The organism is Paracoccus shanxieyensis (assembly GCF_009711265.1).
Classification (GTDB): Bacteria; Pseudomonadota; Alphaproteobacteria; order Rhodobacterales; family Rhodobacteraceae; genus Paracoccus; species Paracoccus shanxieyensis.
This window is the reverse complement of record NZ_WMII01000026.1, coordinates 17,065-35,270: the sequence shown is the minus strand read 5'-3', so window position 1 is coordinate 35,270 and position 18,206 is coordinate 17,065. Positions and strand designations below refer to the sequence as shown.

Below are 18,206 nucleotides of genomic sequence, written 5' to 3'. Positions count from 1 at the left end.
ACCGAACCGCCCGCATATCTCTTCAGATATCTCGCAATGTCAAAAAGCAAAGGCAACAAAACAACCCAAACCGCGCCAAACCTTCGACGCCGCTCAAGCCATCAAATCACCAGAATTTCCAGACTTCCTTGCGCCTCAGCGCCCTTTCCGTCCGCCGTTCCGACCGTTCCGTCGTCTCGGTGAAGGGGTGTTTACGGATGCCGCGTGCAGCTTGCAAGCAGAAAAATGCAGTCAGGATCGAAAAAATCATCAAGGCAATGATTTATCGTCATTTTTCTGTCGCAGCTTTGGGCAGAGAATTCGCGCCCGCCCAACAGGACAGCAGTCTGGCCACGGGATTTGCGCGGAATCGGCCAGCGCTGGGGCGCGATTCACCGAATGCGCCGATCCGGAAAGCAAAAACGCGGCCCCGAGGGACCGCGTTTTCGTAGAGATATTCTGAAAGGCAGATCAGCGCTTCGAGAACTGGAACGAGCGACGGGCTTTCGCCTTGCCGTATTTCTTCCGTTCGACAACGCGCGAGTCGCGGGTCAGGAAGCCAGCTGCTTTCAGCGCCGCGCGCAGCGACGGCTCATGCAGTTGCAGCGCTTTCGAGATACCATGCTTCACCGCACCGGCCTGACCCGACAGACCACCACCGGCAACGGTGGCGTAAACGTCGTATTGGCCGACAACGCCTGCGATCTCGAACGGCTGGCGCAGGATCATCTGCAGCACCGGACGGGCGAAATATTCCGCGATGTCCTTGCCGTTGACGACGACTTTGCCCGAACCCGGCTTCACCCAGACACGGGCGACAGCGTCTTTACGCTTGCCAGTGGCATAGGCGCGGCCAAGCGCGTCGCGCTGAGCTTCGTGCAGGGGCTTTTCAGCGACGGCTGCGGTGGTGACCGATTTCAGGTCGTCCAGGGTCTTGATATCTTCCGACATGGCTTACGCGCTCCGGGTATTCTTGGGGTTCATGGATTTGACATCCAGAACTTCGGGCTGCTGGGCCTCATGCGGGTGCTCGGCGCCGGCATAGACGCGCAGATTGGTCATCTGCTGCTTGCCCAGCTTGTTGCGCGAGATCATGCGCTCGACAGCCTTGGTCACGACGCGCTCGGGGTGGGCGCCCTCCAGAATCTGACGTGCGGTGCGGTGCTTGATGCCGCCCGGGTGGCCGGTGTGCCAGTAGTATTTCTTGGCATCGCGCTTGTCGCCGGTCATCTGCACCTTGTCGGCGTTGATGATGATGACGTTGTCGCCCATGTCCATGTGGGGGGTGAAGGTCGGCTTGTGCTTGCCACGCAGGCGCATGGCAACGATCGTCGCAAGACGGCCCAGAACGACGCCCTCTGCGTCGATCAGGATCCACTTCTTCTCGATCTCCGCCGGTTTCGCGGTATAGGTTTTCATGGTCTTCCCTTTGGGGATGCAATTCGAGATGGCGGTGTATCGGCGAAAGCCGTGCATAAATCAAGCGCGACGACACCGAAATAACACAGCGATTTCATAGCGATACAAAATAGGTATTAAAATACCCCAGCACAACCGCCCGTTTCAGGCGCGTTTTGGCGGAATCGAATATGTCATCGAACAGCGCGCCACGATATCGCTCCCCCCGTCCGAGCGGATCAGGCATTCGCCCACGGCAAGCGTCCGGCCCAGCTTCAGGATACGGCAATCGGCCAACAGATCGCGCCCCGCCTGCGGCTTGCGCATGAAATCGACCGAGGCATTCGTGGTGACCGCCAGCGCCACCTCGCCGATCCGCGCAAGGATCGCGAGATAGATCGCCACATCGGCCAGCGCAAAGATCGCCGGGCCGCTGACCGTGCCGCCGGGGCGCAGGTGCTGCGGGCCGACGATCAGCCGCGCCACCAGTGCCTGATCAAGCGCCTCGACGCGGATCTGTCCGGCGATCTGCGGAAATTCGCGATCCAGAAATGCGTTCAGCGCCGCGCGGTCCATGCGTGTTCCCCCCTGCCCCATCCACCGCTAGACTGTCGGGCGGAGGACGGCAGGACAAGATCGGAGGAGAGCATGACAGACGAAAATCAGGATGCCTTGGTGCTGCGGCAGGATCAGGGCCATGTCGCGCGGCTGATCCTGAACAGCCCGGCAAATTACAACGCGCTGTCCCGCGCCATGATCGACAGCCTGTCTGCGGCGCTGGACGATCTGGCGCAAAGCGACATGCGCGTGGTCATCATCGCGGCACAGGGCAAGGCATTTTGCGCCGGTCATGACCTGCGCGAATTTCAGGCCGCGCGGGGTGATGACGATGGCGGCCGCGCCGCATATGAAACGCTTTTTGCGCAATGTGCCGCCATGATGCAAAAGCTGCCCGCCCTGCCCCAGCCCGTCATCGCCGAGGTGCAGGGCATCGCCACAGCTGCGGGCTGTCAGTTGGTCGCAAGCTGCGATCTGGCTGTTGCCGCGCAAGGCGTGCGTTTCGGCGTGAACGGGGTGAATATCGGGCTGTTCTGCAGCACGCCGATGGTCGCGCTCAGCCGCGCGATCCCGCCCCGCGCCGCGTTCGAGCTGCTGGTGACCGGCGATTTCATCGACGCCGACCGCGCGCAGGATCTTGGGCTGGTCAACCGCGTCGTCGCCGCCGATGTGCTAACCGCAGAAACCATGGCGCTGGCCCAGATCATCGCCGCGAAACTGCCCGCCGCCATCCGGATGGGCAAGCGCGCCTTTCATCAGCAGCAGGGGATGTCGCTGGCAGATGCCTATGCCAGCACCGGGCCGGTGATCTGCGAAAACCTGCTGCGCGCGGACACAGCCGAGGGCATTCAGGCATTTCTGGAAAAACGCAAGCCGGACTGGGACTGAATACTGGGGGCTAATGCCTGAGATTAGCCCAGCCGGGCCAGCCAGGGAAAGGTCTCCAGCAGCCAATAGGCGAAGGTCGGGAAAGCGCCGGTCAGCAGCGCGATGCCGACAACGACCAGCAGCACGCCCATGATGCGCTCGATCAGCTTCAGATGCGGCTTGATGCGGTTCATCACGCCCATCGCCCGGTCGATGAAGATCGCGGACAGCAGAAACGGAATGCCCAGCCCCAGCGCATAGATCGCCAGCAGCGCCGCGCCGCGTCCGGCCTCGGCCCCGGTGGCGGCCAGCGACAGGATCATGCCCAGTTGCGGCCCGATGCAGGGCGTCCAGCCAAAGGCAAAGGCCAGCCCCAGCACATAGGCCCCGAACGAGGTGCCGCCCTTGTCGCCCGCATCGACCCGCGCCTCGGTGTCCAGAAACGGAATGCGGATCACCCGCAGGAAATGCAGGCCCATGATGATGATGACCACGCCCGAGGCGCGGGCCAGCCAGTCCTGATATTGCAGAAAGATCCGGCCAAAGGCCGATGCCGCCATGCCCATCAGCAGAAAGACCGTGGAAAGGCCAAGCACGAAGAACAGCGCAGGCACCACGGCGCTGCGTTCGCCGGTGCGCAGACTGCCGACGCCGACCCCGGTCATATAGGCCAGATAGGGCGGCACGATCGGCAACACGCAGGGCGACAGGAATGACAGGATCCCCGCCAGCAGCGCGACCATCGCGGCAGGCATGAAAGCGGCGTCTGCAAGTTCGATTCCCAACATGGCCGCCACTCTGCGCAATTGGAAAGGCGCGGGAAAGCCCCGCGCCCGTCACTATGATGTCATTTCAGACCGGGCACTTAGCCCACGGACCACCAGCCGCGACGCTTGGGCCGCGGATCGGCCTCATCGGCGACCGGCTCGGGCTCGGCTTCCGGCTCGGGCGGACGGGCCGGGACCGGAATTTCGGCCACGACAGGCGGCGTCACCGGCTGAGCTTCCGGCTCGGGCTCGGCCTCCGGCGCGGGTTCAGCCGCGGTCTCGGGCGCAGCCTCGGGCGCGGCAGGCGCGTCTTCCGCAGGCACTTCGGCAGATTCTGCGACCTGCGGCTCGATGACTTTCTCGACCGGAGCTTCGGCGACAGGCACCGGCTCGGGGATCGCCTCGGGCGCAGCCTCGACCTCCAGCGTGGTCAGCTCTGTGACCTCGACGATCTCGGCCGCGTCAACGGTCTCGACAGTCTCGGCGGCAACCGCCTCATCGCCCTTGCGGCGACGCGAGCGGCGGCGGCGCGATTTGCCCCCCTGCTCGGCCGTCTCGGCAGCGTCCGGCGTCTCGGCCATTTCGACAGCTTCGCCCGCAGGATCGTCCTGCTCGGCCGCGTCCTCGGCGGCGTTATCCTCGGCGCCGTTATCCTCGGCACTGGCCTCATCGCCACCCTTGCCGCCACGACGGCGGCGGCGACGACGGCGGCGCTTGCCATTGCCGTCACCCTGCTCGCCATCCTCGGCGCGCGGCTCCTCGACGGGGGCGGCGGCGGTGTCTTCGACCTCGTCCTCGTCCTCGATGTCGTCGGCCACATCCTCGTCGATCTGCGCCATCAGCCGGGCATCGACCGAGACGACGGGCGACACGACCTCGGGCACATTGCGGGTCGCGGTCTTGAACTTCTCGATGGCATAGTCGGGCGAGATCAGCGTCGGATCAGCCTCGACCCGCACCGACATGCCATAACGCGCCTCGATATTGGCGATGTGTTCGCGCTTGGCGTTCATCAGGAAGTTGGCGACGGCGATGGGCGCTTTCACCAGCACTTCGCGCGACCGCTTGCGGGTGCCCTCTTCCTCGATGGCGCGCAGGATGGTCAGGGCAAGGCTGTCATCCGAACGGATCAGGCCGGTGCCATGGCAATGCGGGCAAGGCTGCGTGGTCGATTCCAGCATCCCCGGACGCAGGCGCTGACGCGACATCTCCATCAGGCCAAAGCCCGAGATGCGGCCGACCTGAATCCGTGCGCGGTCGGTTTTCAGCTTGTCCTTGAAGCGCTTCTCGACAGAGGCATTGTTCTTGCGCTCTTCCATGTCGATGAAGTCGATGACGATCAGACCGGCAAGGTCACGCAGACGCAACTGCCGGGCAATTTCCTCGGCGGCCTCAAGGTTGGTCTTCAGCGCGGTGTCTTCGATCGAGCCTTCCTTGGTGGCCCGGCCCGAGTTCACGTCGATGGCGACCAGCGCCTCGGTCACGCCGATGACGATATAGCCGCCGGATTTCAGCTGCACGACCGGGTTGAACATGCCCGCCAGATAGCTTTCCACCTGATAGCGCGCGTAAAGCGGCATCTGATCGGCGTAATGCTTCACGTTCTTGGCGTGGGACGGCATGATCATCTTCATGAAGTCCTTGGCCGTGCGATAGCCACGATCGCCTTCGACCAGAACCTCGTCGATCTCTTTGGAATAGATGTCGCGGATGGTCCGCTTGATCAGGTCGCCTTCCTCATAGACCGGCGCGGGCGCGATGGACTTGAAGGTCAGCTCGCGGATCTGTTCCCACAGCCGCATCAGATATTCATAGTCGCGGCGGATCTCGGTCCGGGTGCGCTGACTGCCCGCGGTGCGGATGATCAGGCCCGCGCCTTCCGGCACCTCCAGCTCGGACGCGATTTCCTTCAGCTTCTTGCGGTCGGCGGCCACGGTAATCTTGCGCGAGATGCCGCCACCGCGGGCGGTATTGGGCATCAGCACGCAATAGCGACCCGCCAGCGACAGATATGTGGTCAGCGCCGCACCCTTGTTGCCACGCTCTTCCTTGACGACCTGGACCAGCATGATCTGCCGGACCTTGATGACTTCCTGGATCTTGTAACGGCGCGCACGCGGCTTTTTCGGGGCGCGGATCTCTTCGGTCACGTCCTCATCGGCCACCGACTCGATGGCGTCGTCTTCATGCGCCGGCTCATCGTGGTGATCGTGCGCCTGATCGTCCTGCGCCGGGTCGGCCGCAGCGGTCGCGTTCTCGATCAGATCGACCGGGTCGGTCTCGCCCTCGGTCAGATCGACGACCGCCATGCCTGCGATGTCCTCGGACACGACCGCATCACCGCTTTCGGCGGCGGCGGGACGCGAGGATTTGCGGCGGCGCGAATTGCGCTTGGGCTTTTCGGCCTCTTCGCTTTCGGCAGCGGCGGCGGCGCGCTCTTCCTCCAGCAGGGCCTGACGGTCCGCTGCGGGGATCTGATAATAATCCGGATGGATTTCCGCGAAGGCCAGAAACCCGTGACGGTTTCCGCCGTAATCCACGAAGGCCGCCTGCAACGAGGGTTCGACCCGCGTTATCTTGGCCAGGTAGATGTTGCCCGCAAGCTGCCGCTTGTTGACGGTCTCGAAATCAAATTCTTCGACCTTGGTTCCATCGACCACGACGACCCGAGTTTCCTCGGCATGCGTGGCGTCGATCAGCATTTTCTTTGACATATATCCGACTTTCGCGCAGCCGACCGGATCCGCGCAACGGCGGTGAAATCGAACGGCTGCTGGATGATTGGACGCAACGCCTCGGGCAAACAGCAGCAAGCGCGGCGCCGGGGGCTATCCCCTGACACCGTTCGCGTTCAAGCTGCGCTGCGCGATCCATCGCGTCTCATTACCTTTCCTGCCCGGTCCAACCCAAAGGGCAGCCCGGACGACGATCATTGTTGCCCAGAGGCCCCTTGGGGCATGGACGTGGATTTTCTCGCGCTTTGCACCACCGGCACGTCCTCGTGTCACGGCTGGGGAAAGCGCTGCGAAACTGGCGGGGGTCATGGCGATCAGCGGTCAACCGATGATTGCAACCACCCCTTGACTGGCAAGATAGCTGGGAAGCCCGCGCAGTTACAATGGGTTTTTCACCTTGCGCCGCTGGCGGGCGATATCCGGCCCGCGCGGCGACCACGCGCGCGGGCGGCAATGTCACAGATAGTCGCTGCGGCTCAGCCCGTATTTGGCCATCTTTTCGTTCAGCGTCCGGCGCGGCAGGCACAATTCGTCCATGACCGCAGCGATGCTGCCCTTGTGGCGGCGCATCGTGTTGTCGATCAGCATCTTCTCGAAGCTTTCGACATATTCCTTCAGCGGCTTGCCCTCGGTCGTGGTGGCTTCCTGCGTTTCCTCGCCATCGGCCATCAGCAAGGACGCGATCGACCCAGAACCACGGCGGTTCTGCAAGACCGCACGCTCGGCCACGTTGATCAGCTGGCGCACATTGCCCGGCCATGGCGCCTGCAAAAGCTGGGCGGCTTCCTGCGCGGTGACCTGCGGCGGCTCGCAGCCATATTCCTCGCTGAACTGCTCGGTCATGCGGGTGAACAGCGCCAGGATATCCTCGCCCCGCGACCGCAGCGGCGGCAGGGTGATCTTCAGCGCGGTCAGGCGGTAGAACAGGTCGGGACGCAGCGAATCCTCGGCCTTGCGACCCTCGCCGCGCGCATTGGAAATCGCGATGATCCGGGTTTCCGCAGGCGTGCCCTGCTCGGCGATAAAGGCCAGCAGGCGGGCCTGCAGCCCGTCGGAAAGCGCCTCGATATCCTCAAGACACAGCGTGCCGCCGCGCGCTTCCTCGACGGCGGGCAGACCGTTTTCGACCGGCCCGAACAGCTTTCCGGCCAGCACCTCATCGTTATAGGCCGCGCAGGAGATCGGCACGAATTTCTTGCTGGCGCGCGGTCCCACGGCATGCAGCGCATGGGCCACCAGCGTCTTGCCCGTGCCGGTTTCGCCGTCGATCAGCACATGGCCATCGGCCTGGCCCAAATCAAGGATATCCTCGCGCAGGCGGTCCATGACCGGGCTTGCCCCGATCAGCTTCGACATCACCTGCTGGCCTTCCGACAGATCGCGGCGCAGCGCGCGGTTGTCCAGCGTCATGCGGCGGGCCTGCCCGGCGCGCTTGACCAGCTCGGTCAGGCGTTCGGGATTGAAGGGCTTTTCCATGAAGTCCATGGCGCCGATCCGCATCGCCTCGACCGCCATCGGCACATCGCCATGCCCGGTGATCATGATGACCGGCAGCCCCGAATCGATGCCCATCAGACGCTTCAGAAAGGTCATCCCGTCGGTTCCGGGCATGCGGATATCGGAAATGATCACCCCCGGCCAATCGGCCGAGATCACTTTCAGCGCGTCATCCGCGCTGGCGAAGGTTTCGGAATCGAACCCCGACAAGGCCAGCCACTGGCTGATCGATTCCCGCATATCAGGTTCGTCATCGACCACTGCAATCTTCATCGTGCGGCTCATTGGCGCGTTACCTTTCTCATGTCACTCTGCCGCCATCGTGGTCCCGGCCTTTCGGCTGGGATCGTGCAGCGGCAGTTCAAGTTCGAAGACAGCTCCCCGCCCTTCATCACCCTCGGCATTATGCGCGGTCAGGCGCCCGCCGAAATCGGCCGCGATCCCGGATGAGATCGCAAGACCCAGCCCGGTGCCTTCGCCGGGCTTCTTGGTGGTAAAAAAGGGTTCAAAGAGTTTTTCCAGATCGGAAACGCCCGGACCGTTATCCCGGACAGACAAGAATGCGTGAGAGCCAGAGCTGACCGTGATCTCGATCATCGGTTCGCGCACCGGCTTGATGGCGTCGATGGCATTGCGCAGCAGGTTGATGATGACCTGCTCCAGCCGGATGCGGTCGCAATAGACCATGATCGGATAGCGGGGAATATTGCGCTGCAGCCGGATGGTGCGGTTGCGCAATTGCGGCTCCATCATGACCAGCGCGCTGGACAGCGCCGCGCGCAGATCGACCGGCTCGAATGCCTCGCCGCCCTTGCGGGCATAGGATTTCAGCTGCCGCGTGATCGCGCCCATCCGCTCGACCAGATCGTCGATGCGCTGAAAGCTGGACAAGGCCTCCTCGCCACGGCCCCGCTGCAAAAGCAGGCGCGCCCCGGCAAGATAGGTCTTCATCGCCGCCAGCGGCTGGTTCAACTCATGGCTGACGCCCGCCGACATCTCGCCAAGCGCGGCCAGCTTGCTGGACTGCTGCACCGACTGCTCGGCCACGCGCAGCTCCTTCTGCACCCGCTCGCGCTCGGCGATCTCGCGGGTCAGACGCATGTTCAGCGCGCGCAGATCCTCGGATTCGCGCATATAGGCGGCGGATTCGACCCGCGCCCGGCGCGACAGCAGATAGAACACGCCCGCCAGCAGGATGGCAAAGCCCATGATGACCAGCGCCAGCACGGCATTCACCCGCTCGCGCACCGAATCATAGGTGGTAAAGGCGATCATCTTCCAGCCACGGAAGGGGATCCGCGTCTCGGCCTGCATCACCGCGCGGCCCTGCACATAGGCATCGACCGGCGGCGCGGCCCAATCCGCCGTCACCTGAAACGCCCGCGCAATGGCCGAAGGCGCTGACCGCACCGCCAGCGCCTCGGGCAGGGTCAGACCGCGCCAGCGCGGCTCGGTCGACAGGATGATCTGCCCGGAACTGTCCGTCACCGCGATCGCATCGGAAATCCCGGCCCATGATCGCACCAGCCGCGTCAGATCCGCCCCCACGACCACGACGCCCAGCGTGCGGCCATCCGCCACGACCGCGCGGGAATAGGCAAACTCATACCCCCCCTGCGCCGAGGGCGAGACGGTGAACACCGTATCCTTCGAGCGCAGCGATTCGACATAAAACGGTTCCTGCACATAATTCGTGCCGATCAGATTGCGGTCGGTCGATCCCACCGTCCGCCCCGACGCATCCAACAGCCGGATCGAGGACGCGCCGATTTCCTTCTGTGCCGTGATCAGCCGCGCCGAAGTGCCGGAAAAATCATTGTCCGACAGCGCCGTGATCAGCGCCGGATCGCGCGCCAGCAATTGCGGCACGACCGAGGTGCGCTGCAATTCCGACAGCAGGTTGCCGGTATAAAGCGCCGACCGCAACTCGGTCCGCACGCGGGTATTTTCGGAAAACCGCTCGGACAGCCAGCTATTCGTCAGCCAGATGGTGCCAGCGGCAATCAGCAGCAGCGCCGCAATGATGCCGCGCACGCCCCAGCGACCGGCCATGGACGCCTGTCCGCCGTTCTGCGCCGTGCCTGAACCATCCGTTTTCAGCATATGCCTCCGGCATTGCCCCTCTGTTGGGCCCCCTGCTGGGCACGGGTCAATCTAATGCGCGAAGCTCAACGCCTCAAGTCAGACCGTCACAAACCCGTTCACAAGTGATGCAAACAGCGCCGCGCCGTCGCGCCCGCCCAGTGCGTCATCGGCGGCCCGTTCGGGATGCGGCATCATGCCCAGCACGCGGCGATTGGCCGACAGCACGCCCGCAATATCGCTGACCGAGCCATTGATCCCCGGCGCATAGGTAAAGGCGATGCGATCCTCGGCCCGCAATGCGGCCAGCCCCTCGGCATCGATCTGGTAATTGCCGTCATGATGGGCGACCGGCACACGGATCACCTGCCCCTTGGCATAGCCCGAGGTATAGGCGCTGTCCGCCGTGGCAACGGTCAAGCCGACCTCGCGGCAGATGAATTGCAGCCCGGAATTGCGCATCAACGCGCCGGGCAGCAGGTTCAACTCGGTCAGAACCTGAAAGCCGTTGCAGATACCCAGCACGAAACCGCCGCGCTCGGCATGGGTCCGAACCGCAGCGGCAATCGGCGAATGCGCCGCAATCGCGCCGCAGCGCAGATAGTCACCAAAGGAAAACCCGCCCGGCACCGCCACCAGATCCGTCCCTTGCGGCAAATCCTGATCCTTGTGCCAGACGCGCGTCACATCCGCCCCCGCCTTCGTCAGCGCAACGGCAAGGTCGCGGTCGCAATTCGATCCGGGAAAGGTGATGACGGCGGCTTTCATGGGGCGACTCCGGCTAGATGTTGCGGCTTGCCATACTGCAATGCGCGGCAACTGTTAAGCCTTCGCGCACAAGGCAGGCCTCCTTGTTTTCCAAATACCCATCGCCAAGCCCGGCAACCGGGCGAACGGCAATGAAAAAGGGCCGGAGGTTTCCCCCGGCCCCTGCCTTCGGCGGATCAGCCCGCCAGCGCCTTGTTCAGATATTCGTCGACCTTTTCCAGATAGCCCATGGTGGTCAGCCATTTCTGATCGGGGCCGACCAGCAAAGCCAGATCCTTGGTCATGTGGCCGTCTTCCACCGCCGCAACCGTCACACGCTCCAGCGTATTGGCAAAGTTCAGCAGCGCCGCGTTGTCGTCCAGATTGGCGCGGTGCTTCAGGCCGCCGGTCCAGGCAAAGATCGACGCGATCGAGTTGGTCGAGGTCTGGTTGCCCTTCTGATGCTCGCGGTAATGGCGCGTCACCGTGCCATGCGCGGCCTCGGCCTCGACGGTCTTGCCATCGGGCGTCATCAGCACCGAGGTCATCAGCCCCAGCGAACCGAAGCCCTGCGCGACGGTATCGGACTGCACGTCGCCGTCATAGTTCTTGCACGCCCAGACATAGCCGCCCGACCATTTCAGGTTCGAGGCCACCATGTCGTCGATCAGCCGGTGCTCGTAATGGATGCCGGCTTTCTTGAACTGATCGACGAATTCGGCGTCATAGACCTCCTGGAACAGATCCTTGAAGCGGCCGTCATAGGCTTTCAGAATGGTGTTCTTGGTCGACAGATAGACCGGGAAGCCGCGCTGCAGACCATAGTTCATGCTGGCGCGGGCGAAATCGCGGATCGAATCGTCCAGGTTGTACATGCCCATCGCCACGCCCGAGGACGGCGCGTCAAACATCTCATGCTCGATCGTCTCGCCGTCTTCGCCGACGAATTTGATCGTCAGCTTGCCCTTGCCGGGGAAGCGGAAATCGGTGGCCTTGTACTGATCGCCAAAGGCGTGACGGCCAACGATGACGGGCTTGGTCCAATGCGGCACCAGACGCGGCACGTTCTTGCAGATGATCGGCTCGCGGAAGATCACGCCGCCCAGAATGTTGCGGATGGTGCCGTTGGGCGATTTCCACATCTTCTTCAGGCCGAATTCCTCGACCCGCTGTTCGTCCGGGGTGATGGTGGCGCATTTCACGCCCACGCCGTATTGCTTGATGGCGTTGGCCGCGTCGATGGTGATCTGGTCTTCGGTGCGGTCACGCTCCTCGATGCCCAGATCGTAATATTTCAGGTCCACGTCCAGATAGGGCAGGATCAGCTTTTGCTTGATAAAGTCCCAGATGATCCGGGTCATCTCGTCGCCGTCGAGTTCGACGACAGGATTGGCTACCTTGATCTTCGACATGGGTGGTCCCTTCGGTTAGGATTCGGCTGTGCGCCGTATATCCGCTATCGGCGCAAAGGAAAAGACGTGTATGCAATTGCATACCGGCCAATCGCACCAGATCAGCGCTGAAAATAGACCTGCGCGCTTTCCGACAGCCAGTCCCAAAGCGCAGGCGCACCGCGCTGGATGCGCACGCCCACCCGCTCGACCAGTTGATCATAGGTCACGTCATAGGCCGCCCACGATCCCCCGCCCGAGGCGATGTTCTGCATCACCGGCTGGGCACGATCCAGCGATTTGGCAAAGACCGCATCGGCGCTCTCATTCGCCTCGAACTCGGCCCATAGCGCGCGCAGATCCTGACCCAGCGCCGCGGGCAGCATGCCGAACAGGCGGTCGGCTGCCGCATCTTCGGCAGCCATCTGCCCGGCGCTGTGATGCGCTGCGCCGCCCTGCGCGTGGATCGGCACATCGCCGGTGTCGATCTCGACCAGATCATGCAGGATCAGCATGCGGATGACGCGGCCGATCTGCACCTCTGCCGTGGCGAAGGGCGACATGATCAGCGCGTAAAGCGCCAGATGCCAGCTGTGTTCGGCGCTGTTTTCCTTGCGCGAGGCATCGCAAAGCTCGCTGGCGCGGTAAACGGATTTCAGCCGGTCCGCCTCGGCCAGAAAGGCCAGCGGCCCCGCCATGCCGGGCGGCACGGGCTGGCCGTCCAGCAGCGCCTGCGCGGCCTTGATCGCGTCGGGCCATTCGTCGCGCAGCCGCGCGGCGCGGCCCTTGGCCAGATTGTCGCGCACGACCTGCAGATGCTCGGGCAGGGGTTCGGGCGCGCTCAGCACCTGAAACAGCGGCTGGATGTGATCGACGCGCTTGGCAAAGCGGGCATCGTCGGTTTCGCCCGCCTCGAATTCCTGCCACAGCGCCAGAAGCGGCGCGCCATCGGGCAGCATGGCAAACAGCCGCCGCGCCGCCGCCTGTTCGGCGGCAGCCACTGCGGGCAGGTCGTGATCCAGATGGATCGGATGATCGCCGGTGTCGATCTCGACCAGTTCATGCAGCAGGATCATCGCCAGCGCCCGGTCCGAGCCGCCGAAGACCAGCGCATACAGCGCCACATGCCAGCTGTGCTCGGCGCTGTTTTCCGCGCGCGACAGATCCATCAGCACATTCGCACGATCCACTGACTTCAGCCTGTCGGCCTCATTCAGAAAGGCAAAACGGCGGGTCAGATCGGTCATGCGGGGTGCACCTTTCAGCGCGAGCTTTCGGTCAGGCGGCGACGCACATAGGTCTGCACCGTGTCGATCATCGGCTTCATATGGGTCTCATCGTCGCGGAAGAAGTGGTCCGCACCCTCGATTTCATCATGGGTGATGGTGATGCCCTTCTGCTCGCGCAGCTTGCCGACCAGCGTATGCGTATCCTTCGGCGGCGCCACCCGGTCGGCGGTGCCGTTGATGATCAGACCCGAAGACGGGCAAGGCGCAAGGAAGCTGAAATCATACATGTTCGCGGGCGGGGCCACGCTGATGAAACCGGTGATCTCGGGACGGCGCATCAGAAGCTGCATGCCGATCCACGCGCCGAAGCTGAAGCCCGCGACCCAGCAATGCTTGCTGTTGGGGTTCATCGCCTGCAGATAATCCAGCGCCGAGGCAGCGTCTGACAATTCGCCGATGCCCTGATCGAATTCGCCCTGCGACCGGCCCACGCCCCGGAAATTGAAGCGCATGACGGTAAAGCCCATGCGGTGGAAGGCGTAATGCAGGTTATAGACGACCCGGTTGTTCATCGTGCCGCCATATTGCGGATGCGGATGCAGGATGATCGCGATGGGCGCGTCCGGATTTGCTTGCGCGTGATAGCGCCCCTCAAGACGACCTTCGGGACCGGGGAAAATCAGTTCGGGCATGGGCTTCCTTTGGAACGCGGGTTTCTTGACCCTGTGACGGCGCGGCTCTAGATCGTCAATCTGGGAAGCGCGGCTGAATCAAGCAAGACCGGCACAGGCAAGACGCTGTCAAGACAGCGCTGGCGGATTAGCCCGAAGGCTGCCTTGCGTCAACACAGGAGGCAACGATGAAACTGTCCACCAAAGGCCGTTATGCCATGGTCGCGCTGGTAGATCTGGCGATTGCGAAGAACGAAGACCTGACCTCGCTGGCCGAGATCTCGAAGCGGCAGGACATCTCGCTGCCCTATCTTGAACAGCTTTTCGTGCGGCTGCGCCGGTCGGGGCTGGTCGAATCGGTGCGTGGTCCGGGCGGCGGCTACCGTCTGGCCAAGGCCCCCGAGACGATCCGCGTTGCCGATATCCTTGAGGCGGTCGACGAAACCGTGAGCGCGCTGCATGTCGGCGCGGGCGCGTCGGGCGGGATTTCCGGATCCCGCGCGCAAACCCTGTCCAATCGTCTGTGGGAGGGGCTTTCGGCGCATGTCTATGTCTTTCTGCACAATCACACGCTGGCCGACGTGGCCAAGAACCAGCTTCTGCCCTGCCCCGCCCTGCCCAAGATCCTGTCGATCGTCGATGACTAAGGCACGGCCATTCCGCCGCACCTTTGGGTGTCAGTCTTCCTGAAACAGCGTGCCGATGGCGATGGTCTTTGCCGGCACGTTCAGATTGGGGTCCGAGGCGATCATCACCGGGTTCGGCGCATCGGGCAGGATCTGCAGCCCGCCATTCTGGCCGATGCTCACGCGCTTCATGTGATACAGCCCGACCGAGGGCACCAGTTCCACGCCCTCGAACCCGTCGGGCACGGTGAATTCCAGCGTCACGCTGCCATTCTTTCCCTTGGGCCGGTAATCGGCGATGCTGGCAAAGATGCCGGTGGATTGGCCCGAGGTCTTCATCAACTCGCCCCAGATCGTGTAGGGATAGCCCTCGACCAGATTTTCGTAATCGACCCTGGCCGCGATGCTGCCGCCCTTGCCGGGCAGCGCGCGGTCGCCGTCAGCGGCGTCTGCTGCGGTCACGGTCACGCGCTGGACGGCATGGACCTGAATGACGGTGGCTTCGCTTTCGGTGTCGCGGATCTCGGCCAGCGGCGTGGCATCGGCCACAGATGCCGGATCGACCTGACCTTCATACAGCGTCAGATACACCGCGTAATCCACATTGAACCGCGTGCGATTGGCCGGAACCGGCAGCATGACACTGGTCTGGCCGCTGGCCGCATCGGGCGTCAGGGTGTCCAGAACCGGCGCGCCGGTCAATTCCTGCGTGCCCAGATGGTAAAGCTGCGCGACAAGCGTATAGCTGTGGCCGGGCGTCACACCGTCATAGGTCACATCGTCGCGGGCAATCCCGCCGGTGCGCAGAAAGAAGCGGTTTTCATCGGCATCCTCGACCACGAGGCTGGTCAACGACACGCCTTGGGCGGCCTTGGTGTCGCTTGCGGGCGGGGTGGCAAGGGCAGGCTGCATCAGGCCCAGCAGGACCAGCGCAGCGACCGTCGGGACGTTAAGTCTTTTATGTGTGTTCATGGCGGCAGCAGTTAGAATTTCAGACCCGTCCGTTCAAGCCGCGCAATTCCCGACGGCGGCAGGCCGCCGGAATGGCCCTGCCCAGCGGCGGGAATCCGTCGCGGGGTCGTGACTTCACGATCGGCGGAAACCACGGCCCGGCGTCACGCCGCCGTCACCTTTCCTTGCGAAATCCGCATGGGGGGCCTAAATGACCGGGTTCATCCGACCCGCCGCTTCAAGGGATACGCGCCATGTCCGATCTGCAAACGCCTTACTATCTGATCGACCTTGCAAAACTGCGGGTGAACATGCAGCGCATCCAGTCCTTGCGCGAACAATCGGGCGTGAAATGCCTGCTGGCGCTGAAATGCTTTGCCACATGGGGCGCGTTCGATTTCATGCGCCCCTTCATGGACGGCACGACCTCATCCTCGCTGTTCGAGCTGCGGCTGGGCCATGAGGAATTCGGGGCCGAGACCCATGCCTATTCCGTCGCATGGGCCGATCACGAAATCGACGAGGCGTTGGGTTACGCCGACAAGATCATCTTCAACAGTCTGGGCCAGCTTGACCGCTACTCCGACAAGGCGGCGGCGCGCGGCATCAAGATGGGCCTGCGCCTGAACCCGCGCTTTTCCACCTCTGGCTTCGATCTGGCGGATCCGGCGCGGCCGTTCTCGCGTCTTGGCGAATGGGATCTGCCCAAGCTGGAACAGGCGCTGGACCGCATCAGCGGCGTGATGATCCACTATAATTGCGAAAACGGCGATTTCGATCTGTTCGATGCGCAACTGTCGCGGATCGAGGCCGAATTCGGCGGTTTACTTGAAAAGCTGGATTGGGTCAGCCTTGGCGGCGGCATCCACTTCACCGGCGACGGCTATCCGCTGGAGAAACTGGCCGCGCGGCTCAAGGCGTTCCAGCAGAAATTCGGCGTGCAGCTTTTCCTTGAACCGGGCGAGGCCAGCATCACCAGATCCGCCAGCCTTGAAGTCACCGTTCTGGACCTGATCCATAACGGCAAGGACGTGGCCATCGTCGACAGCAGCATCGAGGCGCATATGCTGGACCTGCTGATCTATCGCGAAACCGCCAAGCTGCCGCAGGATGGCCAGCACGCCTATCAGATCGCCGGAAAGACCTGCCTTGCGGGCGATATCTTCGGCGAGGCGCGCTTTGCGCAGCCCTTGCAGGTCGGCTCGCGCATCAGCATCGCCGATGCGGCGGGCTATACCATGGTCAAGAAAAACTGGTTCAACGGCGTGCCGATGCCCGCCATTGCCATCCGGGACGAAAACGGAACGATCCGCGAAGTCCGCCGGTTCACCTACGACGATTACAAATCCAGCCTGTCCTGAAAACACAAGCCAGAGAGCCCCCGACGGAACATTCCCTGCCAAGAAAAGGAGATCGAATTGGCCAAAAACGTGCTCATCATCGGCGCCGGCGGCGTCGCGCAGGTGGTCGCGCATAAGGTGGCGCAGAATGCCAAGGAATTCGGCGCGCTGCACATCGCATCCCGCACGGTCAGCAAGGCCGAGCAGATCATCACGGGCATTCGTGAAAAAGGCCATACGGTCGAATTTACCGCGCATTCTCTGGACGCCATGGACAGCAAGGTCGTGGCCAGCCTGATCCGGCAGATCGACGCCAAGATCGTCATCAATGTCGGCTCGGCTTTTGTGAACATGACGGTGCTGCAGGGCTGCATCGACACCGGCGCGGCCTATCTGGACACCGCGATCCACGAAGATCCCGCCAAGGTCTGCGAAACCCCGCCATGGTATGGCAATTACGAATGGAAGCGCCGCGAGGCGTGCGAAAAGGCGGGCATCACCGCAATTCTGGGCGTGGGCTTCGATCCGGGCGTGGTCAATGCCTATGCCCGTCTGGCCGAGGACGAATATTTCGACAAGGTCGACTCGATCGACATCGTGGATATCAACGCCGGCTCGCATGGTCGCTGGTTCGCCACGAATTTCGACCCCGAGATCAACTTCCGCGAATTCACCGGCACCGTCTACAGCTGGCAGAAAGGCGCGTGGCAGGAAAACAAGATGTTCGAGGTCGGCCGCGAATGGGATCTGCCCGTCGTCGGCAAACAGACCGCCTATCTGTCCGGCCATGATGAGGTCCACAGTCTGTCCGCCCGCTACAAGGACGCGGATGTGCGGTTCTGGATGGGCTTTGGCGCGCATTACATCAACGTCTTCACCGTGCTGCAGAACCTTGGCCTGCTGTCGGAAAAACCCGTGACCACCGCCGAGGGGCTTGAGGTCGTGCCGCTGAAACTGGTCAAGGCCGTGCTGCCCGATCCCTCCAGCCTTGCGGCGGATTACGAAGGCAAGACCTGCATCGGCGATCTGGTCAAGGGCACGCAGGATGGCAAACCCGGCGAGGTCTTCATCTACAACGTCGCCGATCACAAGGATGCCTTCAACGAGGTCGGCAGTCAGGGCATCAGCTATACCGCTGGCGTGCCGCCGGTGGCCGCCGCGATCCTTGTCGCGCGTGGCATCTGGGACGTGAAGAAGATGGCCAATGTCGAAGACTTGCCCGCCCGCCCCTTCCTTGAGCTGCTGGGCGATCTGGGCCTGCCGACCCGCGTGATCGACGCGACGGGTGACCACCCGCTGTAAACGCAGCCCGACCATAAAACATCAACCCCGCAGTCAGGAACCTGTCTGCGGGGTTTTTCGTTTTCC

The 18,206-nt window shown here is 63.0% G+C and carries 17 protein-coding genes; 5 read left to right on the top strand and 12 right to left on the bottom strand.

Annotated features, from left to right (window positions below; translation table 11 throughout):
* Positions 1–442, top strand: a 442-nt coding sequence (locus GL284_RS21385; protein WP_196217078.1) for a hypothetical protein, incomplete at its 5' end; no start/stop codon positions are given.
* A gap of 8 nt (positions 443–450) precedes the next feature.
* Here the strand turns inward: GL284_RS21385 and rpsI are convergent.
* The 3 genes from rpsI to GL284_RS18690 form a co-directional block, all read right to left on the bottom strand.
* Complete coding sequence (gene rpsI / locus GL284_RS18700; RefSeq protein ID WP_155046013.1) at positions 451–930, bottom strand: 30S ribosomal protein S9; 480 nt, start codon at positions 928–930, stop codon at positions 451–453.
* A 3-nt stretch (positions 931–933) separates the two neighbouring features.
* Entirely contained in the window at positions 934–1,398 is a 465-nt protein-coding gene (gene rplM, locus GL284_RS18695) for a 50S ribosomal protein L13 (RefSeq protein ID WP_155046012.1), read from the bottom strand.
* Between the two features lie 144 nt (positions 1,399–1,542).
* Positions 1,543–1,953, bottom strand: a complete 411-nt coding sequence (locus tag GL284_RS18690; protein WP_155046011.1) for a PaaI family thioesterase — start codon at positions 1,951–1,953, stop codon at positions 1,543–1,545.
* 72 nt (positions 1,954–2,025) lie between these two features.
* Between GL284_RS18690 and GL284_RS18685 the strand changes: the two genes are divergently transcribed.
* Positions 2,026–2,823, top strand: coding sequence for an enoyl-CoA hydratase (locus tag GL284_RS18685; RefSeq protein WP_155046010.1), 798 nt, complete (start codon positions 2,026–2,028; stop codon positions 2,821–2,823).
* Between the two features lie 23 nt (positions 2,824–2,846).
* On the opposite strand, the gene GL284_RS18680 is transcribed toward GL284_RS18685, so the two are convergent.
* The 8 genes from GL284_RS18680 to GL284_RS18645 all read right to left on the bottom strand — a co-directional run bounded on the left by GL284_RS18680 (position 2,847) and on the right by GL284_RS18645 (position 13,942).
* Complete coding sequence (locus tag GL284_RS18680; RefSeq protein WP_155046009.1) at positions 2,847–3,590, bottom strand: cytochrome c biogenesis CcdA family protein; 744 nt, start codon at positions 3,588–3,590, stop codon at positions 2,847–2,849.
* Between the two features lie 77 nt (positions 3,591–3,667).
* Entirely contained in the window at positions 3,668–6,283 is a 2,616-nt protein-coding gene (locus tag GL284_RS18675; RefSeq protein WP_155046008.1) for an Rne/Rng family ribonuclease, read from the bottom strand.
* Between the two features lie 477 nt (positions 6,284–6,760).
* The gene (locus tag GL284_RS18670) at positions 6,761–8,086 is read right to left on the bottom strand and encodes a sigma-54-dependent transcriptional regulator (protein ID WP_155046007.1); all 1,326 of its coding nucleotides are present in this window, start codon (positions 8,084–8,086) and stop codon (positions 6,761–6,763) included.
* Positions 8,087–8,107: 21 nt separating this feature from the next.
* Entirely contained in the window at positions 8,108–9,853 is a 1,746-nt protein-coding gene (locus tag GL284_RS18665) for a sensor histidine kinase (protein WP_230383176.1), read from the bottom strand.
* A 129-nt stretch (positions 9,854–9,982) separates the two neighbouring features.
* Complete coding sequence (gene purQ / locus GL284_RS18660; RefSeq protein WP_155046005.1) at positions 9,983–10,651, bottom strand: phosphoribosylformylglycinamidine synthase subunit PurQ; 669 nt, start codon at positions 10,649–10,651, stop codon at positions 9,983–9,985.
* A 176-nt stretch (positions 10,652–10,827) separates the two neighbouring features.
* Positions 10,828–12,042 (bottom strand): NADP-dependent isocitrate dehydrogenase, encoded by a 1,215-nt coding sequence (locus GL284_RS18655; protein ID WP_155046004.1) that lies wholly within the window; start codon positions 12,040–12,042, stop codon positions 10,828–10,830.
* Between the two features lie 101 nt (positions 12,043–12,143).
* Complete coding sequence (locus GL284_RS18650) at positions 12,144–13,268, bottom strand: HD domain-containing protein (RefSeq protein ID WP_155046003.1); 1,125 nt, start codon at positions 13,266–13,268, stop codon at positions 12,144–12,146.
* Between the two features lie 14 nt (positions 13,269–13,282).
* Entirely contained in the window at positions 13,283–13,942 is a 660-nt protein-coding gene (locus GL284_RS18645) for an alpha/beta hydrolase (RefSeq protein WP_155046002.1), read from the bottom strand.
* A gap of 167 nt (positions 13,943–14,109) precedes the next feature.
* Between GL284_RS18645 and iscR the strand changes: the two genes are divergently transcribed.
* Positions 14,110–14,568 (top strand): Fe-S cluster assembly transcriptional regulator IscR, encoded by a 459-nt coding sequence (gene iscR, locus GL284_RS18640; protein WP_155046001.1) that lies wholly within the window; start codon positions 14,110–14,112, stop codon positions 14,566–14,568.
* Between the two features lie 30 nt (positions 14,569–14,598).
* On the opposite strand, the gene GL284_RS18635 is transcribed toward iscR, so the two are convergent.
* Entirely contained in the window at positions 14,599–15,519 is a 921-nt protein-coding gene (locus GL284_RS18635) for a VaFE repeat-containing surface-anchored protein (protein WP_155046000.1), read from the bottom strand.
* A gap of 233 nt (positions 15,520–15,752) precedes the next feature.
* On the opposite strand from GL284_RS18635, the gene nspC reads away from it, so the two are divergent.
* Positions 15,753–16,859, top strand: a complete 1,107-nt coding sequence (gene nspC, locus GL284_RS18630; protein ID WP_155045999.1) for a carboxynorspermidine decarboxylase — start codon at positions 15,753–15,755, stop codon at positions 16,857–16,859.
* A 57-nt stretch (positions 16,860–16,916) separates the two neighbouring features.
* Positions 16,917–18,140, top strand: a complete 1,224-nt coding sequence (locus GL284_RS18625) for a saccharopine dehydrogenase family protein (protein WP_155045998.1) — start codon at positions 16,917–16,919, stop codon at positions 18,138–18,140.
* The last annotated feature ends 66 nt before the right edge of the window (positions 18,141–18,206 follow it).

What these genes read in the sequence shown, in the direction of transcription:
- GL284_RS18685 (WP_155046010.1), top strand. Translation starts at nt 2,026, where the DNA reads ATGACAGACGAAAATCAGGATGCCTTGGTGCTGCGGCAGGATCAGGGC.
- nspC (WP_155045999.1), top strand. Translation starts at nt 15,753, where the DNA reads ATGTCCGATCTGCAAACGCCTTACTATCTGATCGACCTTGCAAAACTG.
- GL284_RS18680 (WP_155046009.1), bottom strand. Translation starts at nt 3,590, where the DNA reads ATGTTGGGAATCGAACTTGCAGACGCCGCTTTCATGCCTGCCGCGATG.
- GL284_RS18645 (WP_155046002.1), bottom strand. Translation starts at nt 13,942, where the DNA reads ATGCCCGAACTGATTTTCCCCGGTCCCGAAGGTCGTCTTGAGGGGCGC.
- GL284_RS18670 (WP_155046007.1), bottom strand. Translation starts at nt 8,086, where the DNA reads ATGAGCCGCACGATGAAGATTGCAGTGGTCGATGACGAACCTGATATG.
- purQ (WP_155046005.1), bottom strand. Translation starts at nt 10,651, where the DNA reads ATGAAAGCCGCCGTCATCACCTTTCCCGGATCGAATTGCGACCGCGAC.
- iscR (WP_155046001.1), top strand. Translation starts at nt 14,110, where the DNA reads ATGAAACTGTCCACCAAAGGCCGTTATGCCATGGTCGCGCTGGTAGAT.
- rpsI (WP_155046013.1), bottom strand. Translation starts at nt 930, where the DNA reads ATGTCGGAAGATATCAAGACCCTGGACGACCTGAAATCGGTCACCACC.
- rplM (WP_155046012.1), bottom strand. Translation starts at nt 1,398, where the DNA reads ATGAAAACCTATACCGCGAAACCGGCGGAGATCGAGAAGAAGTGGATC.
- GL284_RS18675 (WP_155046008.1), bottom strand. Translation starts at nt 6,283, where the DNA reads ATGTCAAAGAAAATGCTGATCGACGCCACGCATGCCGAGGAAACTCGG.
- GL284_RS18690 (WP_155046011.1), bottom strand. Translation starts at nt 1,953, where the DNA reads ATGGACCGCGCGGCGCTGAACGCATTTCTGGATCGCGAATTTCCGCAG.
- GL284_RS18655 (WP_155046004.1), bottom strand. Translation starts at nt 12,042, where the DNA reads ATGTCGAAGATCAAGGTAGCCAATCCTGTCGTCGAACTCGACGGCGAC.
- GL284_RS18635 (WP_155046000.1), bottom strand. Translation starts at nt 15,519, where the DNA reads ATGAACACACATAAAAGACTTAACGTCCCGACGGTCGCTGCGCTGGTC.
- GL284_RS18650 (WP_155046003.1), bottom strand. Translation starts at nt 13,268, where the DNA reads ATGACCGATCTGACCCGCCGTTTTGCCTTTCTGAATGAGGCCGACAGG.
- GL284_RS18665 (WP_230383176.1), bottom strand. Translation starts at nt 9,853, where the DNA reads ATGGCCGGTCGCTGGGGCGTGCGCGGCATCATTGCGGCGCTGCTGCTG.